Source organism: Streptomyces sp. NPDC050619, assembly GCF_040654815.1.
Lineage (GTDB): Bacteria > Actinomycetota > Actinomycetes > Streptomycetales > Streptomycetaceae > Streptomyces.
This window is the reverse complement of the sequence record NZ_JBFAIR010000001.1, coordinates 50,808-71,520: the sequence shown is the minus strand read 5'-3', so window position 1 is coordinate 71,520 and position 20,713 is coordinate 50,808. Positions and strand designations below refer to the sequence as shown.

Sequence of the window (20,713 nt, the reverse complement as noted above, 5' to 3'; positions counted from 1 at the left end):
TGACGGCCGTCCGCCCCGAGTCACTCACTAGGGGAGTCCATTTCATGTACGACTACGACCTGCTGGTCGTAGGGTCGGCCAACGCCGACCTGGTGATCGGTGTCGAGAGACGGCCCGGGGCCGGTGAGACGGTGCTCGGTTCCGACCTGGCCGTCCACCCCGGCGGCAAGGGCGCGAACCAGGCGGTCGCGGCGGCCCGGCTCGAAGCGCGTACGGCCCTGCTGGCCCGGGTCGGTGACGACGCCCACGGCCGGCTGCTGCTCGACTCGCAGCGGGCGGCCGGGGTCGACACGGTGGGGGTGCTGGTCGGCGGTGCGCCGACCGGGGTCGCGCTGATCACGGTGGACCCGTCGGGGGACAACAGCATCGTGGTCTCGCCGGGCGCGAACGGCCGGCTGACCCCGCAGGACGTGCGGGCCGCCGCCAGCCTCTTCCACGCCTCCCGGGTGGTGTCGGTCCAGCTGGAGATTCCGCTGGAGACGGTCGTGGAGGTCGTACGGAATCTGGCGCCGGACAACCGCTTCGTCCTCAACCCGTCACCGCCGCGGCCCCTTCCCCAGGAGGTGCTGGCGGCCTGCGACCCGCTGATCGTCAACGAGCACGAGGCGAAGGTGATCCTGGGCGAGGCCTTGGTCAGCGAGGAGCCCGAGGACTGGGCGCGGATCCTGCTCGCGAAGGGGCCGCGGTCGGTGGTGGTGACGCTGGGCGCGGAGGGCTCGCTGGTGGCTTCCGGCGAGGGCGTGACCCGGATCCCCTCCGTGAAGGTGGACGCCGTGGACACGACGGGCGCGGGCGACGCGTTCACCGCGGCGCTGGCGTACCGGCTGGGCGCCGGTGCGTCGCTCGCCGAGGCGGCGGCGTACGCGTCCCGGGTCGGGGCGGCGGCCGTCACGAAGCGGGGGGCGCAGGAATCCTTCCCTACGGTGGCGGAGATCGAGGGCGGGCCCCTGTGAAGAAGGCCGGGATCCTGAACCGCCGGCTCTCCGGCGCCCTGGCCGAGCTGGGCCACGGGGACGGGGTGCTGGTGTGCGACGCCGGCATGCCGATTCCCGACGGCCCGCACGTCGTCGACCTGGCCTTCCGGGCCGGGGTGCCGTCCTTCGCCGAGGTCCTGGACGGGCTGCTGGCCGAGCTGGTGGTGGAGGGCGCGACGGCGGCGACGGAGGTGCGGGACGCGAATCCGGCGGCTTCGGCGCTGCTGGACGGGCACTTTCCCGACGAGGACCTGACGCTGGTTCCGCATGAGCGGCTGAAGGCGCTGTCGGGGGGTGCGCGGTTGGTCGTACGGACGGGGGAAGCCCGGCCGTACGCGAATGTGCTGCTGCGGTGCGGGGTGTTCTTCTGAGCGGCGCGCAGTCTTCTGCTTGAAGCACCTGCCGCAGAAATGCTTCGAGGGGGCCCGGTCCGTCGACCGGGCCCCCTCGGGTTCCCTCCCCCATCAGAACCCCCCGCGATCCCCCCGGATCCCCCTCCGAGAAGTCCTGATGCCATGTACGACCCGGGAAGTGCGGGAAGGGTTGTACGGTCTCCCCAGAATTTTTCCGGTCAGACGATGTTCTCTTGGCCCGGCCCATAACTCTCAGGGCACGTTGCGCTCGACCAGCGGTTTCAAGCGGTGTTCGACCTCGGCGTAGTCAGGCTCGGCCGCGATATCGAAGTTCTCCCCCTCCCCGGGATACACCCACCGGCTGGTTGGGCAGCTCTGGTCCTCCCCCTCCACGGTGAACGTACTGAGCAGCTTGCCTGTCGCAGCCACGTAGACCCGGAAGTCGTACTTCGCGGTCACAGTCGTGTCCCCGTACGTGTTTCCCGACGAATCCTGATACCTGCACACGCCCAACTCGCCTTCGCCGCCGACCTCGTACTGGTAGGCGCAGGCCACCAGCTGCAGGGTGTCGAGCTGATAGCGACCAGAATCGCCGCGGCTCAACAGCCAGTTCTCCGGCAGTTGGTCTTCCACTTCGACGGCTGTCCCTGCCGGACTGGCCGGATCGGCGTACTCGTCGACATAGATGCGATGCGGCCCCCGCCCTCGATAGCTGGCCGCTTCTTCACCCATCTGCGAGGGCTTCGTCAGCTTGGTCGAAGACCGGCTGGGCGGACAGAGCGAGTACGGCCGATCGTCCCCCCTGCCGCAAGCCTCGAATATGCCGAAGACGACGGCACCGAGAAGGATCAAGGAGAGGAGACCGCGTCTCATAGGACCACCCCACAGCGAGAGGTGAACGCGCCGACGGAAAGCCACCTGCGCCAGTCCCCTGCCCGACCTATGTCGTCTGTCATGCCGACGAATCTACGGCCGGAGACCGGGACCCCTCCCGGAGAGCGAACGGGAGCCGGACGAGCTGCCCGCGACCTGACACCCGCCCAAGGGGCAGGATCGTGAGCCTGCCGGGATTCAGTCATCATCCCTGTGTGCGAGCCGCCTCCCTCTGCTCTCCGCGACGCGTCTGACGTCTCGCAGGGACTCGGTGAGCCGACTGGCGAGGTAGTGCAGCTCGCGGTTGGTCGCACCGCGCTCCGCGAGGAGTACGGCCGCGTGGTCGAGGAGATCGCCCGCCATCCCGAGCTGGATGCTTTCAATGTCGTCGGCGAGACGTGAGACGTAGCCCGCGCCGTCGCCCACGACATAGCAGGGCTTGCCCGCCGTACCGGCCCAGGGCAACAGGCGCCCGACCGAGGGCTCGTACGTTCCGTCGTTCATGCCCCCGCCTCGTGCGCGAGCAGGTAGGGGCGAACAAGCGGGCTGTCCTCGCCGCGCAGCGGGCGCTCTCCCCTGCGGTAGGGGGTTGGACCGCCGACGTAGTCGCACGAGTACGGCCACGTGTACCGGCACGAGAACGGAACCGGTGTGCGGCGCCGCTTCCCTCCGCCGGGCAGGAGGAAACTCAGGACCGGCTCGAAGAGCCGGACGATGAGGTGGGACATGCCAGCCTGCTTCCTCATGAGTGCGTTCTGCGGTGAACCACTCACAGAGTGATGTCCTCCCTGGCTACGCTTCCAGTACCTGAGGGTTGACAACACGCTCGTCAGATGGGAGTTGGCTGCATGGGCAAGGGCCGCAGGCCGCGTACGGCACGTGAGAAGTACGGAGAGGAACTGCGGCTGCGGCGGACGGCGGCCCAGCTCACCCAGGAGCAATTGAGCGGCCAAGTCGTGTGCTCGCCCACGCTGATCAGCCATTTCGAGGCGGGCAGACGGCTGCCGAACCCAGATGACGCACAACGGATCGATCGGGCGCTGGGGACGGACGGGTTCTTCGCACAGTGGCTGGACGAGCTGGAAAACACATACGCGAGGCACTTCGCCGCCGTCGCCGAGCTTGAGCGCAAGGCCACCGTGATCCGGCAGTTCGCGCTCTCCCTGGTTCCCGGCATTCTCCAGACCCCCGAGTACGCGCGATCCGTGTTCCGCGCATACAGGCCCCATTACACGGCTGAGGAGCTTGACCGGGAAGTCGTCATCCGAACAGGGCGTGCCGTGGTTCTGGACGACCCGGCGCGGCCTGTCCTGTGGACGCTGCTCGACGAGGCCGTGCTCAGGCGCAGGGTCGGCGGACCACAGGTCATGGCCGACCAACTGCGAAAGATCGCGGACCTGGCCGAGGCAGGACGGCTGCGGCTCCACGTACTCCCTTTCGGGGTCGGGGCACACGTGCTCCAGGAGGGTCTGCTCATGCTGATGAGCTTTGAGGACTCAGCTCCGGTCGCCTACATGGAAGGGCACGAGATCGGGCAGCTCGTAAAAAATCAGGCTCGTGTGAGGTCCAATCAGGAGGCCTACGATCTGGCGTTGAGCGACGCGTTGTCGCAACAGGGATCACTGGCCTTCGTCAGGTCTGCGGCAGAGGAACACGCACGTGCTCAGCGATAAGTGACCCCGCTGTCGCCAACCCGTCCGCCCTCACCGGGTGGTACAAGTCCAGCTACAGCGGCGGCAGCCAGGGCGAATGCCTTGAGGTTCGTCACCGCCGTCAAGGAAGGCAACCTCGGCGTCTGACAGCTTGGCGGAGGGCGCCTCGGTCAAGGGGACGGCGGTGTGCTCGGCCCATCGCCACGCGCCGACGGCCCACGCATGTTGCCCCCGCTCTGCCCTCGGGTACCTGGCCCGACCGCCCGTGCCTCAGGTACCCAGAGGGGAGTCGTTTGCCTGCGGAGGAGAGGTCGCATGTACGCCAAAGACCAGGCCAGGTCGGCCGGTGCGCGAAAGGGCGGAGCACGGGCCCGCCGCCCCCAGGCCGCGAGCCGGACGCCGCTGTCGGGTCTCCTCGCGTTGCAGAGCGCCGTCGGCAACGCGGCAGTGGTCCAGATGCTCCGCCGGGCCGGACACCCGGGGGCCGAGGAACTGCACCAGCATGGCGCCGACTGCGACCACCAGCAGACCGAGCAGCCCGTACAGCGCTCCAGCGTCCAGGACGTCCTGCGCACCGGCGGCCGCCCCCTCGACAACAGCACACGCACCGAGATGGAAGCCCGGCTCGGCGCGGACTTCTCGGACGTCCGCATCCATACCGGCAGCACCGCCAGGGCTTCCGCCGCCGAGATCGGGGCGCGGGCCTACACCTCCCGCGATCACGTCGTCCTGGGCGACGGCGGTGGTGACAAGCACACCCTCGCCCACGAACTCACCCACGTCATCCAGCAGCGGCAAGGCCCGGTCGCCGGCACCGACAACGGGACGGGGCTGCGCCTGTCGGATCCTGCCGACGATTTCGAGCGGGAGGCAGAGGCCACGGCCACGCGGGTGATGTCGGGACCGGTGCCCGATGCCGTCCACGCGCCGGAATCCGCCGTATCGGCCGCCACCGCCTCCACAGCACCAGTACAGCGATCGCTGTACATGGACGGGGACGAGGACAAGAAGAAGTTGACGCGGCAGGAGGTGCTGTCCGCCGCCTGGTACCAGGATCTTCACCCCGATCACCAGCAGCGCGTGGAGCCCTACATTGATCTCGACCACCACGTGTCTGTGGGCGAGGTGATCGAATACACGCGCAACACGGTGGTGGGCGCGGTGGACGGCGGGCGGAGGGAAGACACCGAGTTCCTCATGGATGCCTGGCACAGGAAGCAGAACCTGAACGCCTACGACTTGGCGATGCAGGCGGGGCGCCTGCGGGAGAGCCTGGAGGAGTGGGGAATCCCGCCGAACACCATGCAGCTCACCCAGGGTTCGATCACGGGCTTCGGTCACCACGTCCCGCACACCGATGTTCTCGTGCCGCACCCCGGCAACATCTGGTCGATGGCCGGCGCACCCGATGGTCTGGCGAACTGCCTCGAATCGATCATGGGTGCCAACAGCACGGCCTGGGTCTTCACGGACAACGAGCAGGCCGGGTACAGCCAGGCAGAGGCCATACGCACGGCGATCAATGCCATCAACCAGGAGAATTCTGGCAATGCGGACTATATTCCGCTCGCCGTGCAAGTCACCCCGGTCACCGGCATGACGTCAGGGGACACCTACGACCTCGCTGGTGCCCCCCTCACGATCGGCCACCAGCCGCCCTACCGGGTCGTCACCGTGACCCGGCGCTGAGCTCGCCTGCCGCGGGTCCGCATCCGCTCCCGCCGGCGCGGTCCAACGGCCGCCCGGCCGCCCGGCCGCCGGGCATCCCCCATCGCCCAGCGGCCGTCGACCGGTTCCAGCGGGTCACGTGACGTTCGTGTCCCTTGACCCGCTCACCGGATCACGTGCTCCACGAAGCGCCCCGCCGTCTCCGCCAGCACCTCTCGCCCGTCCCGCGCCCACAGCCCGTCGTTGAAGAGCTCGACCTCGATGGCCCCGGTGTACCCGGCCGCCTCCACGTAGCCCTTCCACTCGCGCATGTCGATCGCGCCGTCGCCGATCTGCCCGCGGCCGTTCAGCACGCCCTCCGGCAACGGGGTCGTCCAGTCGGCGAGTTGGAAGGTGTGGATACGGCCGCCCGCGCCCGCTCGGGCGATCTGGGCGGGCGCGTTGTCGTCCCACCAGATGTGGTACGTGTCCACCGTGACGCCGACCTGGTGGGCCGGGAAGCGTTCCGCGAGGTCGAGGGCCTGGGTGAGCGTCGAGACCACGCAGCGGTCGGAGGCGTACATGGGGTGGAGGGGCTCGATGGCCAGCCGTACGCCGTGGGACTCGGCGTACGGGCCCAGCTCCGCCAGTGCGTCCGCGATCCGTTCCCGGGCGCCGTGCAGGTCCTTCGAACCCGCCGGCAGGCCGCCCGAGACCAGGACCAGCACCTCGGTGCCGAGGGTCGCCGCCTCGTCGACCGCTCGGCGGTTGTCGTCCAGGGCGCGGGAACGCTCCTGCGGGTCGATCGCCGTGAGGAAGCCGCCCCGGCACAGCGTGGTCACCGTCAGGCCCGCGTCGCGGACCAGTTTGGCCGTCGCCTCCACGCCGTACGACTGGACCGGTTCGCGCCACAGGCCGACGTTCGCGACGCCCAACTGGCCGCAGGCCTCGGCCAGTTCCGGAATCGACAGCTGCTTGACCGTCATCTGGTTGATGGAGAAGCGCGCGAGATCGGTCACTGGGGCACTCCGTACAGGCTCAGCAGGTTCTTCATCCGCTCCTCCGCCAGCTTCGGGTCCGGGAACAGGCCCAGGCCGTCGGCGAGTTCGTACGCCTTCGCGAAGTGCGGGAGGGAGCGGGCCGACTGGAGGCCGCCGACCATCGTGAAGTGCGACTGGTGGCCGGCCAGCCAGGCCAGGAACACCACGCCCGTCTTGTAGAAGCGGGTGGGGGTCTGGAAGAGGTGGCGGGAGAGTTCGACGGTCGGGTCCAGCAGCTCGCGGAAGGCCGCGACGTTCCCCGTGTCCAACACCCGTACCGCCTCCGCCGCCAGCGGTCCCAGCGGGTCGAAGATGCCCAGCAGCGCGTGGCTGAAGCCCCGCTCGTCGCCCGCGATCAGCTCGGGGTAGTTGAAGTCGTCGCCCGTGTAGCAGCGGACGCCGTCGGGGAGCCTGCGGCGCAGGTCGATCTCGCGCTGGGCGTCCAGCAGGGAGACCTTGATGCCGTCGACCTTGTCGGGGTGCGCGGCGATGACGTCCAGGAACACATCCGTGGCCGCGTCGAGGTCGGTCGAACCCCAGTAGCCCTCCAGCGCCGGGTCGAACATCGGGCCCAGCCAGTGCAGGATCACCGGCTCGGTGGACTGGCGGAGCAGGTGGCCGTAGACGTCGAGGTAGTCCTCGGGGCCCTTCGCGGCCGCGGTGAGGGCGCGGGAGGCCATGAGAATCGCCTGCGCGCCGCTCTCCTCGACGACCGCGAGCTGCTCCTCGTATGCCGCCCGGACCTCCGCCAGGGAACCGGCCGCGAGCTGGTCGGTGCCGACTCCGCAGGCGATACGGCCGCCCACGCTACGAGCCTCCGCCGCCGACCGGCGGATCAGCTCGGCCGCGCCCGCCCAGTCCAGGCCCATGCCGCGCTGGGCGGTGTCCATGGCCTCGGCGACGCCGAGCCCGTGGGACCACAGGTGGTGGCGGAAGGCGAGGGTGGCGTCCCAGTCGACGGCGGCGGGCGCGTCGGGCGACACGTCCGCGTACGGGTCGGCGACCACGTGGGCGGCCGAGAAGACCGTACGAGAGGTGAAGGGGGTGGCGGCGGTGACGGCGAGGGGGTCGGTGCGGGGTTCGTAGGTCCTCAACCGGCCGGTGGCGTCGGGAAGTTGGATGGTCACAGTGCGACCTCGGGAACGTAGAGACGGCGGCCCTCGGCCGAGGACTTCAGGCCCAGCTCGGCGAGCTGGACGCCGCGGGCGCCGGCCAGCAGGTCCCAGTGGTAGGGGGCGTCGGCGTAGACGTGCTTGAGGAACAGTTCCCACTGGGCCTTGAAGCCGTTGTCGAAGTCCACGTTGTCGGGGACCTCCTGCCACTGGTCGCGGAAGACCTCGGTGGCGGGGATGTCCGGGTTCCAGACCGGCTTGGGGGTCGCACTGCGGTGCTGGGCACGGCAGTTGCGCAGGCCGGCGACCGCCGAGCCCTCCGTGCCGTCGACCTGGAACTCCACCAGTTCGTCGCGGTTGACGCGGACGGCCCAGGAGGAGTTGATCTGGGCGATCGCGCCGCCGTCGAGTTCGAAGATGCCGTAGGCGGCGTCGTCGGCGGTGGCGTCGTAGGGCTTGCCGTTCTCGTCCCAGCGCTGGGGGAGGTGGGTGGCGGCGATGGCCTGCACGGACTTCACGCGGCCGAACAGCTCGTGCAGGACGTACTCCCAGTGCGGGAACATGTCGACAACGATGCCACCGCCGTCCTCGGCGCGGTAGTTCCACGACGGGCGCTGGGCCGCCTGCCAGTCGCCCTCGAAGACCCAGTAGCCGAACTCGCCGCGGATGGAGAGGATCCGGCCGAAGAAGCCGCCGTCGATGAGCCGCTTGAGCTTGAGCAGGCCGGGGAGGAAGAGCTTGTCCTGGACGACGCCGTGCTTGATGCCCTTCGCGTGGGCCAGGCGGGCCAGTTCCAGGGCGCCGTCGAGGCCGGTGGCCGTCGGCTTCTCGGTGTAGATGTGCTTGCCCGCGGCGATCGCCTTCTTGATCGCCTCCTCACGGGCGGAGGTGACCTGGGCGTCGAAGTAGATGTCGATGGTGGGGTCGGCGAGGACCGCGTCCACGTCCGTCGAGATGTGCTCCAGGCCGTGCCGCTCGGCGAGCGCCCTGAGCGCCTGCTCGCGGCGGCCGACCAGGATCGGCTCCGGCCACAGCACGGTGCCGTCGCCGAGGTCGAGGCCGCCCTGCTCGCGGAGGGCCAGGATGGAGCGGACGAGGTGCTGGCGGTAGCCCATGCGCCCGGTCACGCCGTTCATGGCGATACGCACCGTCTTGCGTGTCACGTCGGTCCCTTCGTAGGTGTCGTACGCAGCGTTCTTACGCGGTTCGTACGCGGTTGTGCGCGCCTTGTACGCCCCTACTGATGAGCGGTACAGCAAGCGCTTTCTATCCAATGAGAAGCTAGCCTCTGATCAGCGGTATAGACAAGACCGCGAAGGGGTCGAGTTGTTCGAGGGCGCGAACAACTCGGAGCGGGGCCTTGAGGTCCGCCCGGAACCGTGCCCCTGGGCCCGTGTGTGTACGACGACGTACGACTGAGATGCGCGACTACGCGACTGAGATGCGCGACCGGAGGACGACGAGATGACGGTGACCCTGGCGGACGTGGCGGCCCGCGCGCAGGTCTCGCCCGCGACGGTGTCGCGCGTGCTGAACGGGAACTATCCCGTGGCAGCTTCCACCCGCGAGCGGGTACTGCGGGCGGTGGACGAGCTGGACTACGTCCTGAACGGCCCGGCGAGCGCACTGGCCGCGGCCACGTCCGACCTGGTCGGGATCCTGGTGAACGACATCGCCGACCCGTTCTTCGGGATCATGGCGGGCGCGATCCAGTCGGAGATCGGAGGGCCGGGCGGGCGGGCAGGAGGGGAGAGACTCGCGGTGGTGTGCAACACCGGGGGCTCCCCGGAGCGCGAGCTGACCTACCTCACACTGTTGCAGCGGCAGCGGGCGGCGGCGGTCGTACTGACCGGCGGGGCCGTGGAGGACGTACCGCACGCGGCGGCGATGGCGGCGAAGCTGCGGAGGCTGGCGGAGGCGGGGACGCGGGTGGTGCTGTGCGGGCGGCCGCCCGCGCCGGACACCCAGGCGATCGCACTGACCTTCGACAACCGCGGGGGCGGACGGGAGCTGACCGAGCACCTGATCGAGCTGGGGCACCGGCGGCTGGGGTACATCGCGGGACCCGAGGAACGTACGACGACCCGGCACCGGCTGGAAGGCCACCGGGAGGCGCTGAAGGCGCACGGCATCGTGGAGGACCCCCGCTGGACGGTCCACGGCCGCTACGACCGGCGCTCGGGATACGAGGCCACGCTCGAACTCCTGCGCCGGGACCCGTCGTTGACGACCGTGGTCGCGGCGAACGACTCCGTCGCACTGGGGGCGTGCGCGGCGCTGCGGGACTCCGGGCTGCGGATCCCGGAGGATCTGTCGGTCGCCGGGTTCGACGATCTTCCGTTCAGTGTCGACACGGTGCCTTCTCTTACGACGGTGAGGTTGCCGTTGGCCGAGGCGGGGGCGCGGGCCGGGCGCATCGCGATGGGGCGGGAGGAGCCGCCTCCCGGGGGGATCGCCACGGTGCGGGGGGAGTTGATGGTGCGGGGGTCCTCCGGGGGGCCGCGGGGTTGAGTGGGCCGGTGCCGGCGTGGTGGGCCGGTGTTGGTGGTGTGCTGGGGGCTCCGCCCCCAGGCCCCCAGGCCCCCGGGCCCCCGGGCCCTTGCCCACCCTGCCGCCCGTCTCGGTTGGGCGAATCCTGCCCATTGCTTACTTTCTCGGCGGGTCCGGACGTGAGTGTTCCACCAGGCTGAGCAGCAGGTGCGCCGACTCCGGGTGATAGAAGTCGGAGTGCGCGCCCACCGGATTGAGCCGACTGCTGCGGTACCGCCAGCTGGCGTCGACGTTCACGAAGGTGTGGTCCAACGACCGGAGCGGGTACGGGGTGTCGGCCCGCAGGAGCCGGGTCGACCAGACGTCGTTGGGGGCGAGCCCGCCCGGGGGAGTGGCCGACAGCCGCATCCCCGAGCGGCCGATGCCGGAGACCTTCTCCCCCAGCAGATGCCAGAAGCCGGTGGCCCGGTCGTACCGGGAGTGGGTGAACACCAGTGGCCCGCCCACTGGCGACTCGTGGCCCAGCGGTCCCGGCCGCAGCCGGTGGAAGTCCGTGTCAAAGGCGGTCCGCGGCGCTGCCATCTGGAACACCGTCAGCGAGTCCACCGTGAACGGCAACGAGGGGTGGGTGGCGGTGCTCCATCCCAGCGTTCCGCCCCGCCCGGCCTCCGCCTCCGCGGCCCAGGTCACCGCCTCGCACAGGAACCGTCCGCCGAAGGAGTGTCCGATCAGGTGCAGGTACTGCCCGCCCCGAGTACGCAGCGTGCCCTCCGCCGGGTCACCGCGCTCGGCGTGCAGATAACCCAGCAGATGACCCAGGACGTGCGGGGCGTAGCCGTCCTCCCCGGTGCTCATCGCGTGCGCCCGTTCCCGGATCCGCTCGTACCCGCCCTTGGTGAGCAGCGAGGAGGACTGCCAGCGCACCACCACCGTCCACGGCGCGAACCCCTCCCGCAGCCTCGGGTAGAGGGCCGCGCGAGCCGTCCGCTGGCGTTCCATCAGGGCCAGCAGGCGCTGGGCGCTGCGCACCGCGGCGGCCGGGCCGGTTTGCCAGCCGTGCACGTACACCAGGATGTCGGTGGCCCACGTCGGCGGATTCAGCCAGTCGGCCAGATGGCGCTTCAGGCGGTCGGCACGGACCGGTTCCCCGGTCTCGCCGTGCAGCAGCCAACCGTCGGTGTCCAGGTCGACGGTGACGAAGCCGCTGGGCCGCGGGACGGCTGCCCGGCGGCGGGCGGACGGGCGGAATCTCGGGGGCAGGGTCATGAGCCGGTCGTTCCTTCCTGCTGTGCGGGGGCGATGCGGCTGTCCAGTCCGCAGACCAGGCCGTAGGCCAGTGCCAGCGGGTTGCGGTAGGTGGCGGCGAACCAGCGCACGGTCTCCAGCAGGGCGAGGCCGGCGGTCAGCCCGTCGTCGAGATAGCGGGTGAGGAACCGGAGGGCGAACTCGGCGCCGAACACCCGGGGCATGGCGATCTGCGGGGCCAGCACACCCAGCGCACCGTGCTTGACGAAGGCGGCGGACAGGTCGGTGAAACCGGTGGTCGCCGGGGCCCCGGCGAAACAGGTGTTGAGTACCACCAGCGGATGGAACAGGGACACCGTGCCCCGCCGGCTCGTCGCTTCGCTGTGCGGCTTCCGGTAGCCGTCCACGAGTTCCGCGTCGATGGGCAGTTCGTCGCTCAGCCGCAGCGCGTGCCAGGTACGGCCGCCCTGCTCCTCGTACGAGCCATGGCAGAAGAAGTACATGAGGTCCTCGTCGAGGACCGGCCTGGACAGGTCCGGCAACAGTTCGTCACGGAAGTGACGCTCAGTCAGTTGTACTTGACTGCCGAGGAGTTGGAGTACATCCGTAGCGAGCGGGACGCTCTTCAGGTCCGAGTCCAGATTCGCGCTGCCGACGGCGCGGACGCGGTCGGACACCCACCAGTAGTCGGAGTACGCCCCCGAGGTCGCCTCAACCTGGTGCCGGTGGCCGAGGAACAGCCGGAACGGGTCACCGGTCAGCCGACCGCCGTCCAGCAGGGACTCGTACCCGACGGCCAGCATGGGCCAGGGCACGCCGAGATCGGAGTCGAACCGGATCCGCAGGTCCTCATGCTCGAGGACGCTCAGCAGGTGGCCGCGGAAGCGGGCCAGCTCGCCCTCCTCCCCCACGAGCAGCTCCCCCAGCATGTACGCACCCTCGCGGGCCAGTTCGCTCACCTGCGCCAGCAGTTCGGACCGCGGGCGTCCGCTGAGGTCGGCGTACCGGATGTACGGCGGCTCCTGCTCACGTGGGCGGTTTGTCCCGGACACCGGCTCGAACTGGACGAACTTCTGCCACAGGGATATGAGCCGGGCCGAGAGCGAGGCGATCCGGTCGGCGCCGATACTCAGCCGAGCCGAGTGGGAGCTCGCCCGGGGCTGCGGCAGGAGCCCCGTTTCGCTCCACATGGAGATCATGACAATGTCCCTGGCGGGGTTGCGCAGCGTCACCGTCAGTTCCCGGGGAGCGCACACGGGAGCTGCCGGCAGCAGCCGGTAGCCGCGGCTTGGATCCTGGTCGGCGACCAGGTCGATCTCGTGGTCCAAGGGTTCAGACCTCCGGTCCTCGCTGCGGTGCGGAGCCGAGGAGAGCGGGCTCCGCGGTGACCAGGGTGGCGCTCAGTTCCTGGAGCACGACTCCGTGCACCCGGTCGTAGACGGTGAGGCGAAGCCGGTGACGTCCGGGCGCGTGGGCGGTGAAGGTGAACGCGGTGGGGCCGGACGCTGGATCCTGGACACGATAGCCGGTGCACGGGGGCGTCACGGTGGCCTCGGCCGACCGCGCGGAGGCCACCAGCATCAGCTCGGCCGGCGCCCGGTCGTCCCCGGCGTCCCGGAACCACGGGTGCCCGTCGGGCACGTCGAGGGCAAATTCGAGCAGCATGGGCCGACCCACCCGGGCGGGCCCGTCACGCAGGACAAGGCGGGGGGTGCACGCGGGCGCTCCCGGCGGCAGCGGGAGCGGGACCTCGGAGGAAGGAGCGCCGGGCGGATCAGGCGAGCCCGAGGAGCTGACGACCCCGGAGACGGTGGCCGCCCGGCCGACGGCGGAGGCGTCCCCGGAGCCGTTGACCGCCCCGGAATGGGCGCCGCCGGAGCGGACCACCGGCCTGGTGGAAGGCCGTGATTCCGGAACTCCCCGGCGGCGCCAGCCCTGTGGCAGCAGCGCCAGGCAGTGCCAGGCGACTTTGACCACTACCAGGACCGAACCGGAGGCCAGCCCGAATACCAGCGAGGAGAGAACCGCGGACCCGGCATCGGGACCGGAGGACCGGTTGACCAGGTGCAGGCCGAAGTATGCGACCAGTACACCGGTCAGGAACGCCGTCACCACCCGACTGGTCACCGTGGTGAACAACTGGATCAGGGCCGTCTGGATCCGGTCCCAGAGTGCTCGGGGCGGCCGGTTGGGCACGGCCCAGTGCCCGCCCGCCATCGGTTCGTGGTTCCCGGTGATCCGGCGCAGCGAGAGCAGTGCCGGGGCCACCGAGGCACGGGCGGCCGGATGCCGGGAGAGCAGCATCTCCAGCAGCAGGTTCAGCTCGTGCTCCCCGCGGATCCGCGGCGGCCGCGCGTCGTGCACCTTCCGGACCGCGCGGAAGCGGCGCAGCGGACCGTACAGCAGTCCAGTGCCTGCCAGGATCCGGTGAAGGATCATGCCCATCGCCCACAGGTCCCCGGAAGGGGTGGGTACCGGCGGGGTCTTGGCCCTGCCGGGGGACAGCTCGGGCGCGGTGTAGCGGGAGTCCGGCTGCCAGGGCCGCACCCACGGCCCCCGGTCCTCGCCCGGCCCGGGCACCAGCCCGTACCCCGCCACGGCCAGCGAACGGTCGGCGCGGAAGAACACGTTGTGCGGGTCGACCTGACCGTGAGCGATCCCGGCGGCGTGCAACTCCTCCAGGGCCTGCGCCAATTCCACCCCGAGGTAGGCAGCGTCCCCACGCTCCAGTCGGCCCTGCTCCTCCAGCAGCTGATGCAGCGAGAACGGCTGGACCGGATCCATCACCACCCACAGCGAACCCTGCTGTTCGAACGCGGCGTGGACGGGCAGCACATGGGGACTACGGGGGGACTCCAGCCGTTCTACCTGCCGGACCAGGTCCCCGGGAACGCCCACCGCCTTCTTGCCCGTCGCGGCCTGGCCCGCCTTCCGATGGGCACGTAACGGCAGGGAACGCGGGCGCAGTTGCTGGATGAAGACCTCGGACCGGGTGACCGAGTCGAAGGCCTGCCAGTAGACCGAGTCCCCGTACTCCTCCCAGGAGTCCTCCAGCCAGTACCGGTCTTGGAGCACTTCCTGGTTCTCAGGCGCCATCGCTCTCCCCCTCACCCGGCGCGCGGGCCCGCCGCGGCCCGGGCGCTCCGAGAGTAGCGGTCGTCGGCCACGCTGCGCAGCTGATCAGTGACGGAGCCAGACGTCGACCGGTGGCCACCGAGCAGCGGGACGCCCTCCACGATGCGCACCCGGCGCCGCACAGGCATGGACGCGCGGCGCCCCCGCGGCCTACGCTCGACCCAGCGATATCTCTGACTCAGTCAACCATCACGGCCGAGTCAGCCACCACCGCCGAGTCGAACATCACCGAGCCGCACACCGGGGGTCGACGACCATGACCGTCCAGGACATCCGCGCCTTCAACCGCTTCTACACGAACGTCATCGGCGCCCTCGACTACAGCCGCCACCTCTACGCCCCGTACACCCTCACCGAGTCCCGCGTCCTGTACGAACTGGCGCACTCCTCGCGCACGGACGCCGTCGACCTGCGGACCGAACTGTCCCTGGACGCCGGGTATCTGAGCCGGATCCTGAACAAGTTCGAGCAGGACGGGCTCGTCGAGCGCACGCCGTCCCGGAGTGATCCCCGCCGGCGCCGGATCACGCTCACCGCGCGCGGGCGCGAGACCGCCGCTCTGCTCGCCGAGCGCGCGGACGAATCCGTCGGCGCGCTGCTCGCCACCGTTCCGCCGCCCGACCGGCCCCGCCTGGCCGACGCGATGCACACCGTCCGCGCGATCCTCTCCGACGGCCGTCCTCCCCATGGCCGCGAGGACGTCGTCCTGCGCGAACCCGGCCCCGGGGACCTCGGCTGGATCGTGCAGCGCAACGCCGCCCTGTATGCCGCCGAGTACGGCTTCAACGCCGACTACGAGGGCCTGGTGGCGAGGATCGTCGCCGACTTCGCGGAGGATCATGATCCGCATCTGGAGCGGGTGTGGATCGCCGAGCTGGACGGGCGGCCGGTGGGGTGCGTGATGTGTGTACGGGACGAGGCGCCCGCGACCGCGCGGCTACGGCTGCTGCTGGTCGAGCCCGACGCCCGCGGCCTCGGCATCGGCGACCGGCTCGTCACGGCCGTCGTCGACTTCGCCCGCGGTGTCGGCTACCGCGACCTGGTGCTGTGGACCAACGACGTCCTCGGCTCCGCCCGCCGCATCTACCAGCGCCACGGCTTCGTCCTGCTCGCCGAGAAACCGCACCGCTCCTTCGGAAAGGACCTGGTCGGCCAGGACTGGCGCCTGGATCTGCAGGGCACCGGCGAGTGACAGCCCCGCCTCCCCCACGACACGGGCGACCCCCGTCTGGACCCACGCACACCGGCGGGTGACAGTAGAGACCATGAAACTGGCGTTCTCCACCCTCGGTGTCCCTGGCCTCCCCCTCCCGGAGGTGCTGCGGCTCGCGACCACGTACGGCTATCACGGCGTCGAACTGCGCGCCCACCCGGAGGAGCCGGTCCATCCCGGCCTCGACCTCGCCGGGCGGACCGAGGCGGCGGCCGAGTTCAAGGCGGCGGGAGTGGAGGTGCTGGGCCTCGCCGGGTACGCGCGCGTGGCCGCGCCGGGCGACGACGCGCCCGTGATCGAGGAGGTCCGCCGTCTCCTCGACCTCGCCCGCGACCTCGGCGCCCCCTACATCCGGGTCTTCCCGGGCGGCGGCACCGACCAGAGCCGGAAGGAAGCCGACGCGACGGCCGCCCGGCGCCTCGGCACGGCCGCCGAGTACGCCGCCGACCTCGGCGTACGCATCCTCCTCGAAACCCACGACTCGCACCGCACCGGCGCCGACGCGATCCGTGTCCTCGGTCTGGTCGGCCACCGCCAGGTCGGCTCGCTCTGGGACGTCATGCACACCTGGCTGGGCGGCGAACAGCCCTCGGAGACGTACGCGGCCCTCTCGCCGTATCTCGGATACGTCCAGGTCAAGGACATCGCCTCCGCCGACGACACGACCCCGCTCCCCCTCGGCGCCGGCGTCCTGCCCCTCGCCGAGTGCGTGGAGGTCCTCTCCCGGCACGGCTGGGACGGCTGGCTGTGCTGGGAGTACGAGAAGCGGTGGTACGAGGCTGCCGCACCGCTTCCCGACCTGCTGGGCGCGGGCCACAACCACCTGTCCCGCCTGCTCAACGACTCGGCGTGATCGTCGCGCGGTAGTTCGGCCCGGGGTGCCCGGCCTGGTGGGCCCTGGTCGCCCTGATCGCCTCGCCTGGTCGCCCCGGTCGGCCCCGGCCACTGTGCCCGCCCCGGCCGCCCCGGCAGCTCTGCCCGCCCCGGTCGCCCCGGCAGCTCTGCCCGCCCCGGTCGCCCCGGCCACTCTGCCCGCCCCGGTCGCCCCGGCCACTCTGCCCGCCCCGGCCGCCCCAGCCGCCCCAGCCGCGACCGCACCTCGGGCGAGACGTACCCTCGGCGGCTACCCAGCCCCGCCTACCGCCCCCGCCCCCGCCCCAAAAACCCCGCCACCCGCCCCTCCAACCGCTCCCTGCACTCCGGCCACTCCTCCGCCGTGACCGAATAGATCGCCGAGTCGCGCAGCCGGCCGTCCTCGCCCGGTGCCCAGGAGCGCGACCAGTTCCTCAGGACGCCCTCGAAGCGGGCGCCGACGCTCTGGATCGCCGCGCGGGAGCGCTCGTTGCGGGCGTCCGTCTTGAGGTCCACGCGGGAGACACCCCACTTCTCGAAGGCGTGCCGGAAGAGGAGGAGCTTGGCTTCCGCGTTGACGCCCGTGCCCTGGGCCGATGTGGCCAGCCAGGTGAACCCGATCTCGACAGCGTCGAGTTGGTCGTCCGTCCGCCAGCAGCGCGGTTCCCAGTACGAGGTGGCGCCGACCGCCCGGCCCGTGGCCGTCGAGATCTGCGCGTACGGTGCCAGGCGTCCCGTCGCCGCGCGGGCCGACTGGGCGTCGATGTACGCGCCCACCTCATCGGCTCTCGGCACCCACGTGAACTCGTAGGTCCCCCGGTCCTCCTCCGCCGCCACCGCCAGATCGGCCGCGTGCCGATGCTCCAGCGGCTCCAGACGCACGAGCGCACCTTCCAGGACCGGCCCCTCCAAGGTGAAAGTCACCCGCCGGAGTCTTCCGCACGCATCCGACGTCGTCGAACGAAATAGTCGATCGAACATCAAGCGAATAGTCGAACGACATACCCGCACACCCTCTCCGCCGTACTGCGGCCGGCAGCATGCCGCCATCGGCGCGCCCCCTCCAACTGCGCCGATGGCGGCCCCTCCATGGCCGCTGACGCTGGTCGAGCAGCTGGTGGCGACCGGGAAGCCGGTGGTGGCCGTCGCGATTCGCAATCCGTACGACGTAGCCCAACTTCCCACTGTTCCGGCCTACTTGGCGGCGAACTCGTGGACCGACGTTCGAACTGCGGGCGGCGGCGCGGGTGATCGCCGGGCAGGTGGAGCCGCGCGGGAGGCTGTCGGTGCCGGTGCGGCGGGCGGGCGATCCGGGGCGGGTGCTGTATCCGGTCGGTCACGGGCTGCCGTATTAGACGTAGCCGTCATACGCCGCACAACCGGCGCACCACCACCAAAAGGCGCAAAGCACCCCACATGCCTGGCGTGTGCCCGCCGTGGCGGGTCACGCTGGGTGGGGGACCGGGGGGATGGCGATGCGCGAGAGATGTTCCGTGGGGGTGGTCTGCGCCCTGCTGGCGCTGCTCGCCGCCATGTTGACGGGATGCCAGGGCCCTGGTTCGCGGGACGGCGCGGAGGACGGCCTGCTCGGCGGGGAGGCGACGCCGTCGCCGTCGCGGACCACCGGGTACGGCTCGGTGTTCCTCGCGGTCGACGAGTGCAGCTCCTTCGGCACGACCAGCTTCACCGAGGTCGCGTGCACCAGTGAGCGGGCGTCGGCGCGGGTCGTGGCGCGGCATGACGGCACGGTGGACGACGGGCCGCCGTGCCCGGCGACCACGGACTTCGTGCTCCACATCAGCGAACAGAGCGAGGCGTCCGACGAGGACGGCGACGGGGCGATCCCGCAGGGCTACTCCTGCATGCGCAACCTGGAGCCGCCGCACCCGGGCGACCCGGGCGGCGGGGGCGGTCCGCGCACGATCGTCGGCGACTGCGTCTACGGCCTGGGCGACGGCCTGGCCGACCGCCAGGTGCGCGAGACGGCGTGCGACGGCAAGGGCGAGAAGAAACCGCAGTACAAGGTGGTGAAGGCCGTCGCCAGCCGGGCGAAGTGCCCCCTGTCGACGGCCCTGTACGTCCAGCTCGGCGGCGAGCAGCCGGTGGGCTGCGCCCGGCCGGTGTGACCCCTGAGGGGACCAACGGCCGGGCGCAACTGGAGAGTTACGGCCGCAGAGTCATCTCGCGCTCCACGTTCCGCTGGTCCAGCTTCGCGTCGAACTTGGCCAGCGGCCTGGCCGTCGACGGGTCCGCCTGGACGGACGCGGACGCCACGCCCGCCCACTCCTGGATGCGAGCCGTGGCGAAGGCCTTCTGGTCGGGCACCAGACCGGCCACGTTCGCGCCGTGGTTGAGGCCGGGGGCGGTGAAGACGTACGAGTCCTTCGCGCCCTTGCCGAGGTGGAAGGGCTCGGCGCCCCACGGGTCGTTCTCGCCGTAGACGTAGAGCATGTGGCGGGCGTTGTGCTTCACCCAGCTGTCCACGTCACGCATCGCGTACGGCTGGAACGTCATCGAGATGTCGCGCGGGACGAAGTACCGGGGCGGCAGGTAGCCGTAGCGGATGTACTTCTTCTCGATGTGCGGGAACCCGATCGTCGGCGCACCGAGCTGTGTGCCCGCCTGGTAGTAGTACGGCGTGTACGGCTCCAGGCCCTGGTCGGTGTAGAAGGAGAACCCGGCGATGGTGTCGATCGAGGTCCAGATGTCGTCGTCGGTCGCGTTCTTCGCGTCCGCCGGGATCGAGTCGCAGTCGGAGAGCAGGCTGTACTGCCAGAAGCCCCAGACGTAGTCCAGCACCGTCGCCTCGTACGCCTTGTCCAGGCTGCCGACGGTGTCGAAGGTGTAGCCGTTCTCGGCCGCGTACGCCTCGTACCTCTTCTCCAGCGGCTCCCGGCGCACCAGCGCCTCGCGCTGCACCCCGTTCAGCCGGTCGCGGCACTCCTTGGTGCCGACGGTGGCGAAGAAGCGGTCGTAGGCCGAGTCCTCCTTGTTGACGACGTCGTTGGGGGCGACGTAGGCGACGACGCCGTCCATGTCGCGCGGGTAGAAGCGCTCGTAGTAGGTGGCGGTCATGCCGCCCTTGGAGCCGCCGGTGGAGACCCACTTCTTGTTGTAGAGGGGCTTGAGTGCCTTGAAGATGCGGTGCTGGTCGCTGGCGGCCTGCCAGATGTCCAGCTTGGTCCAGTCGGCCGGGTCGGGCCGGGACGGGGTGAAGAAGCGGTACTCCATGGAGACCTGGTTGCCGTCCACGATCTGGGTGGGCTCGCGGCGGCCCGGGTTCGTGGAGACGTTGTAGCCGCCGGTGTAGAAGACCGTCGGGCGGGAGACGTCCTTGTGCAGCACGGTGATCCGCTGCTGGAACGTGCCCTTGGACGGGTTCCGGTGGTCCACCGGCTGGGTGTAGTTCAGGACGAAGAAGCGGTAACCGGTGTACGGCTTCTCCTCGATCAGGCTCATCCCCGGTATGGCGAGGAGCTGGTCCTTGATGTCCGTGGCCTCCGGCTCGGCGGCGGTGGCCGCCCCCGCCGCTCCCGCCGTGCTCAACGTGCCGATGAGCACCGTGAGCGCCAGCAGCCATCTGAGCGCCTTGCGCATGCACCCTCCCCTGTGAGTACAGATGTCCGCCGGAAGCTAGTGGAGCAAGTCGCCTCAGCACCAGGGGAGATGGAGCCTTTTAGGGAAAACCCTGTAGAAACCGTGTGGGTCAGCAGAGGATCCAGCCGGAACTGACCGAGCCCGCGCCCACCGCGCCCTTCACCCGCACACAGCGCCGGCCGGCGTGCGTTTCCTCCGGCCCGGCGTAGCGCGAGTACAGGCCCTCGTCCACGGCCGGGTGGAAGCCGCGCGCCTGCACGCTGACCATCATGTACCGCTTCGTGCCGGGATTCTTGGCCCGGGTGATCGCGCAGACCCAGCCACGCTTCTTGTAGACCTGCACGGAACCGGTGGAGAACGAGAGCGTCTTGACCTTGCGGCCGGCGCAGGACGTGGCAGCGGCCTCCGCCTGGCCCGGCGTGGCGAACGCGAGCAGACCGGACGCGGTCAGCACGGCCATTCCGAGGGCCAGGTGTCGGCGTATCGCAGGTCCCCTGTCCACAGTCGTCCCTCCCGTAACGCGACTTATG

20 protein-coding genes and 1 pseudogene are annotated in these 20,713 nt (G+C 70.5%); 9 read left to right on the top strand and 12 right to left on the bottom strand.

The window, feature by feature from the left end; all coding sequences use genetic code 11:
• Positions 1 to 44: 44 nt before the first annotated feature.
• A complete protein-coding gene (locus AB0I77_RS00320) occupies positions 45 to 953 on the top strand; it encodes a ribokinase (protein WP_363280009.1) in 909 nt (302 codons plus the stop codon).
• On the top strand, positions 950 to 1,345 hold the full coding sequence (rbsD, locus tag AB0I77_RS00315) for a D-ribose pyranase (RefSeq protein WP_363280008.1): 396 nt from the start codon (positions 950 to 952) through the stop codon (positions 1,343 to 1,345). Before AB0I77_RS00320 ends, rbsD begins: the two co-directional genes overlap by 4 nt.
• A 234-nt stretch (positions 1,346 to 1,579) precedes the next feature.
• Here the strand turns inward: rbsD and AB0I77_RS00310 are convergent, their stop codons facing one another.
• The 3 genes from AB0I77_RS00310 to AB0I77_RS00300 all read right to left on the bottom strand — a co-directional run bounded on the left by AB0I77_RS00310 (position 1,580) and on the right by AB0I77_RS00300 (position 2,928).
• The gene (locus tag AB0I77_RS00310; RefSeq protein ID WP_363280007.1) at positions 1,580 to 2,059 is read right to left on the bottom strand and encodes a hypothetical protein; all 480 of its coding nucleotides are present in this window, start codon (positions 2,057 to 2,059) and stop codon (positions 1,580 to 1,582) included.
• 339 nt (positions 2,060 to 2,398) lie between these two features.
• The gene (locus AB0I77_RS00305) at positions 2,399 to 2,704 is read right to left on the bottom strand and encodes a hypothetical protein (RefSeq protein ID WP_363280006.1); all 306 of its coding nucleotides are present in this window, start codon (positions 2,702 to 2,704) and stop codon (positions 2,399 to 2,401) included.
• Complete coding sequence (locus AB0I77_RS00300) at positions 2,701 to 2,928, bottom strand: hypothetical protein (protein ID WP_363280005.1); 228 nt, start codon at positions 2,926 to 2,928, stop codon at positions 2,701 to 2,703. The genes AB0I77_RS00305 and AB0I77_RS00300 overlap by 4 nt, the downstream gene beginning before the upstream one ends.
• Positions 2,929 to 3,048: 120 nt before the next feature.
• On the opposite strand from AB0I77_RS00300, the gene AB0I77_RS00295 reads away from it, so the two are divergent.
• Entirely contained in the window at positions 3,049 to 3,873 is an 825-nt protein-coding gene (locus AB0I77_RS00295; protein WP_363280004.1) for a helix-turn-helix transcriptional regulator, read from the top strand.
• Positions 3,874 to 4,167: 294 nt separating this feature from the next.
• Positions 4,168 to 5,541 (top strand): DUF4157 domain-containing protein, encoded by a 1,374-nt coding sequence (locus tag AB0I77_RS00290; protein ID WP_363280003.1) that lies wholly within the window; start codon positions 4,168 to 4,170, stop codon positions 5,539 to 5,541.
• 143 nt (positions 5,542 to 5,684) lie between these two features.
• Here AB0I77_RS00290 and AB0I77_RS00285 read toward each other — a convergent pair whose 3' ends face one another.
• The 3 genes from AB0I77_RS00285 to AB0I77_RS00275 are packed head-to-tail and all read right to left on the bottom strand — an operon-like array spanning position 5,685 to position 8,814.
• Entirely contained in the window at positions 5,685 to 6,518 is an 834-nt protein-coding gene (locus tag AB0I77_RS00285; protein WP_363280002.1) for a sugar phosphate isomerase/epimerase family protein, read from the bottom strand.
• Complete coding sequence (locus tag AB0I77_RS00280; RefSeq protein ID WP_363280001.1) at positions 6,515 to 7,666, bottom strand: dihydrodipicolinate synthase family protein; 1,152 nt, start codon at positions 7,664 to 7,666, stop codon at positions 6,515 to 6,517. Before AB0I77_RS00280 ends, AB0I77_RS00285 begins: the two co-directional genes overlap by 4 nt.
• Complete coding sequence (locus AB0I77_RS00275; RefSeq protein ID WP_363280000.1) at positions 7,663 to 8,814, bottom strand: Gfo/Idh/MocA family oxidoreductase; 1,152 nt, start codon at positions 8,812 to 8,814, stop codon at positions 7,663 to 7,665. The genes AB0I77_RS00280 and AB0I77_RS00275 overlap by 4 nt, the downstream gene beginning before the upstream one ends.
• 301 nt (positions 8,815 to 9,115) lie before the next feature.
• On the opposite strand from AB0I77_RS00275, the gene AB0I77_RS00270 reads away from it, so the two are divergent.
• Positions 9,116 to 10,162 (top strand): LacI family DNA-binding transcriptional regulator, encoded by a 1,047-nt coding sequence (locus AB0I77_RS00270; RefSeq protein ID WP_363279999.1) that lies wholly within the window; start codon positions 9,116 to 9,118, stop codon positions 10,160 to 10,162.
• 135 nt (positions 10,163 to 10,297) lie between these two features.
• Here AB0I77_RS00270 and AB0I77_RS00265 read toward each other — a convergent pair whose 3' ends face one another.
• Genes AB0I77_RS00265 through AB0I77_RS00255 form a run of 3 tightly spaced genes read right to left on the bottom strand, consistent with a single transcriptional unit; the run spans position 10,298 to position 14,482 of the window.
• On the bottom strand, positions 10,298 to 11,407 hold the full coding sequence (locus AB0I77_RS00265; RefSeq protein ID WP_363279997.1) for a hypothetical protein: 1,110 nt from the start codon (positions 11,405 to 11,407) through the stop codon (positions 10,298 to 10,300).
• The gene (locus AB0I77_RS00260) at positions 11,404 to 12,714 is read right to left on the bottom strand and encodes a hypothetical protein (protein ID WP_363279996.1); all 1,311 of its coding nucleotides are present in this window, start codon (positions 12,712 to 12,714) and stop codon (positions 11,404 to 11,406) included. Before AB0I77_RS00260 ends, AB0I77_RS00265 begins: the two co-directional genes overlap by 4 nt.
• A gap of 4 nt (positions 12,715 to 12,718) precedes the next feature.
• Positions 12,719 to 14,482 (bottom strand): protein kinase, encoded by a 1,764-nt coding sequence (locus AB0I77_RS00255; protein ID WP_363279995.1) that lies wholly within the window; start codon positions 14,480 to 14,482, stop codon positions 12,719 to 12,721.
• 295 nt (positions 14,483 to 14,777) lie between these two features.
• On the opposite strand from AB0I77_RS00255, the gene AB0I77_RS00250 reads away from it, so the two are divergent.
• Together AB0I77_RS00250 and AB0I77_RS00245 are read left to right on the top strand one after the other, a co-directional pair.
• Entirely contained in the window at positions 14,778 to 15,713 is a 936-nt protein-coding gene (locus AB0I77_RS00250; RefSeq protein ID WP_363279993.1) for a bifunctional helix-turn-helix transcriptional regulator/GNAT family N-acetyltransferase, read from the top strand.
• 73 nt (positions 15,714 to 15,786) lie between these two features.
• On the top strand, positions 15,787 to 16,587 hold the full coding sequence (locus AB0I77_RS00245) for a sugar phosphate isomerase/epimerase family protein (protein WP_363279992.1): 801 nt from the start codon (positions 15,787 to 15,789) through the stop codon (positions 16,585 to 16,587).
• Between the two features lie 284 nt (positions 16,588 to 16,871).
• On the opposite strand, the gene AB0I77_RS00240 is transcribed toward AB0I77_RS00245, so the two are convergent.
• Positions 16,872 to 17,510: a GNAT family protein gene (locus AB0I77_RS00240; protein WP_363279991.1), complete on the bottom strand. Its 639-nt coding sequence runs from the start codon at positions 17,508 to 17,510 to the stop codon at positions 16,872 to 16,874.
• A 175-nt stretch (positions 17,511 to 17,685) separates the two neighbouring features.
• On the opposite strand from AB0I77_RS00240, the pseudogene AB0I77_RS00235 reads away from it, so the two are divergent.
• Positions 17,686 to 17,941 (top strand): annotated as a pseudogene (locus tag AB0I77_RS00235) (glycoside hydrolase family 3 C-terminal domain-containing protein); the annotation flags it as partial.
• 120 nt (positions 17,942 to 18,061) lie between these two features.
• Entirely contained in the window at positions 18,062 to 18,712 is a 651-nt protein-coding gene (locus AB0I77_RS00230; RefSeq protein WP_363279990.1) for a hypothetical protein, read from the top strand.
• Between the two features lie 37 nt (positions 18,713 to 18,749).
• On the opposite strand, the gene AB0I77_RS00225 is transcribed toward AB0I77_RS00230, so the two are convergent.
• Both AB0I77_RS00225 and AB0I77_RS00220 read right to left on the bottom strand, forming a co-directional pair.
• Entirely contained in the window at positions 18,750 to 20,183 is a 1,434-nt protein-coding gene (locus AB0I77_RS00225) for a S28 family serine protease (RefSeq protein WP_363279989.1), read from the bottom strand.
• 109 nt (positions 20,184 to 20,292) lie between these two features.
• Positions 20,293 to 20,685, bottom strand: coding sequence for a hypothetical protein (locus AB0I77_RS00220; RefSeq protein ID WP_363279988.1), 393 nt, complete (start codon positions 20,683 to 20,685; stop codon positions 20,293 to 20,295).
• Between the last annotated feature and the right edge of the window lie 28 nt (positions 20,686 to 20,713).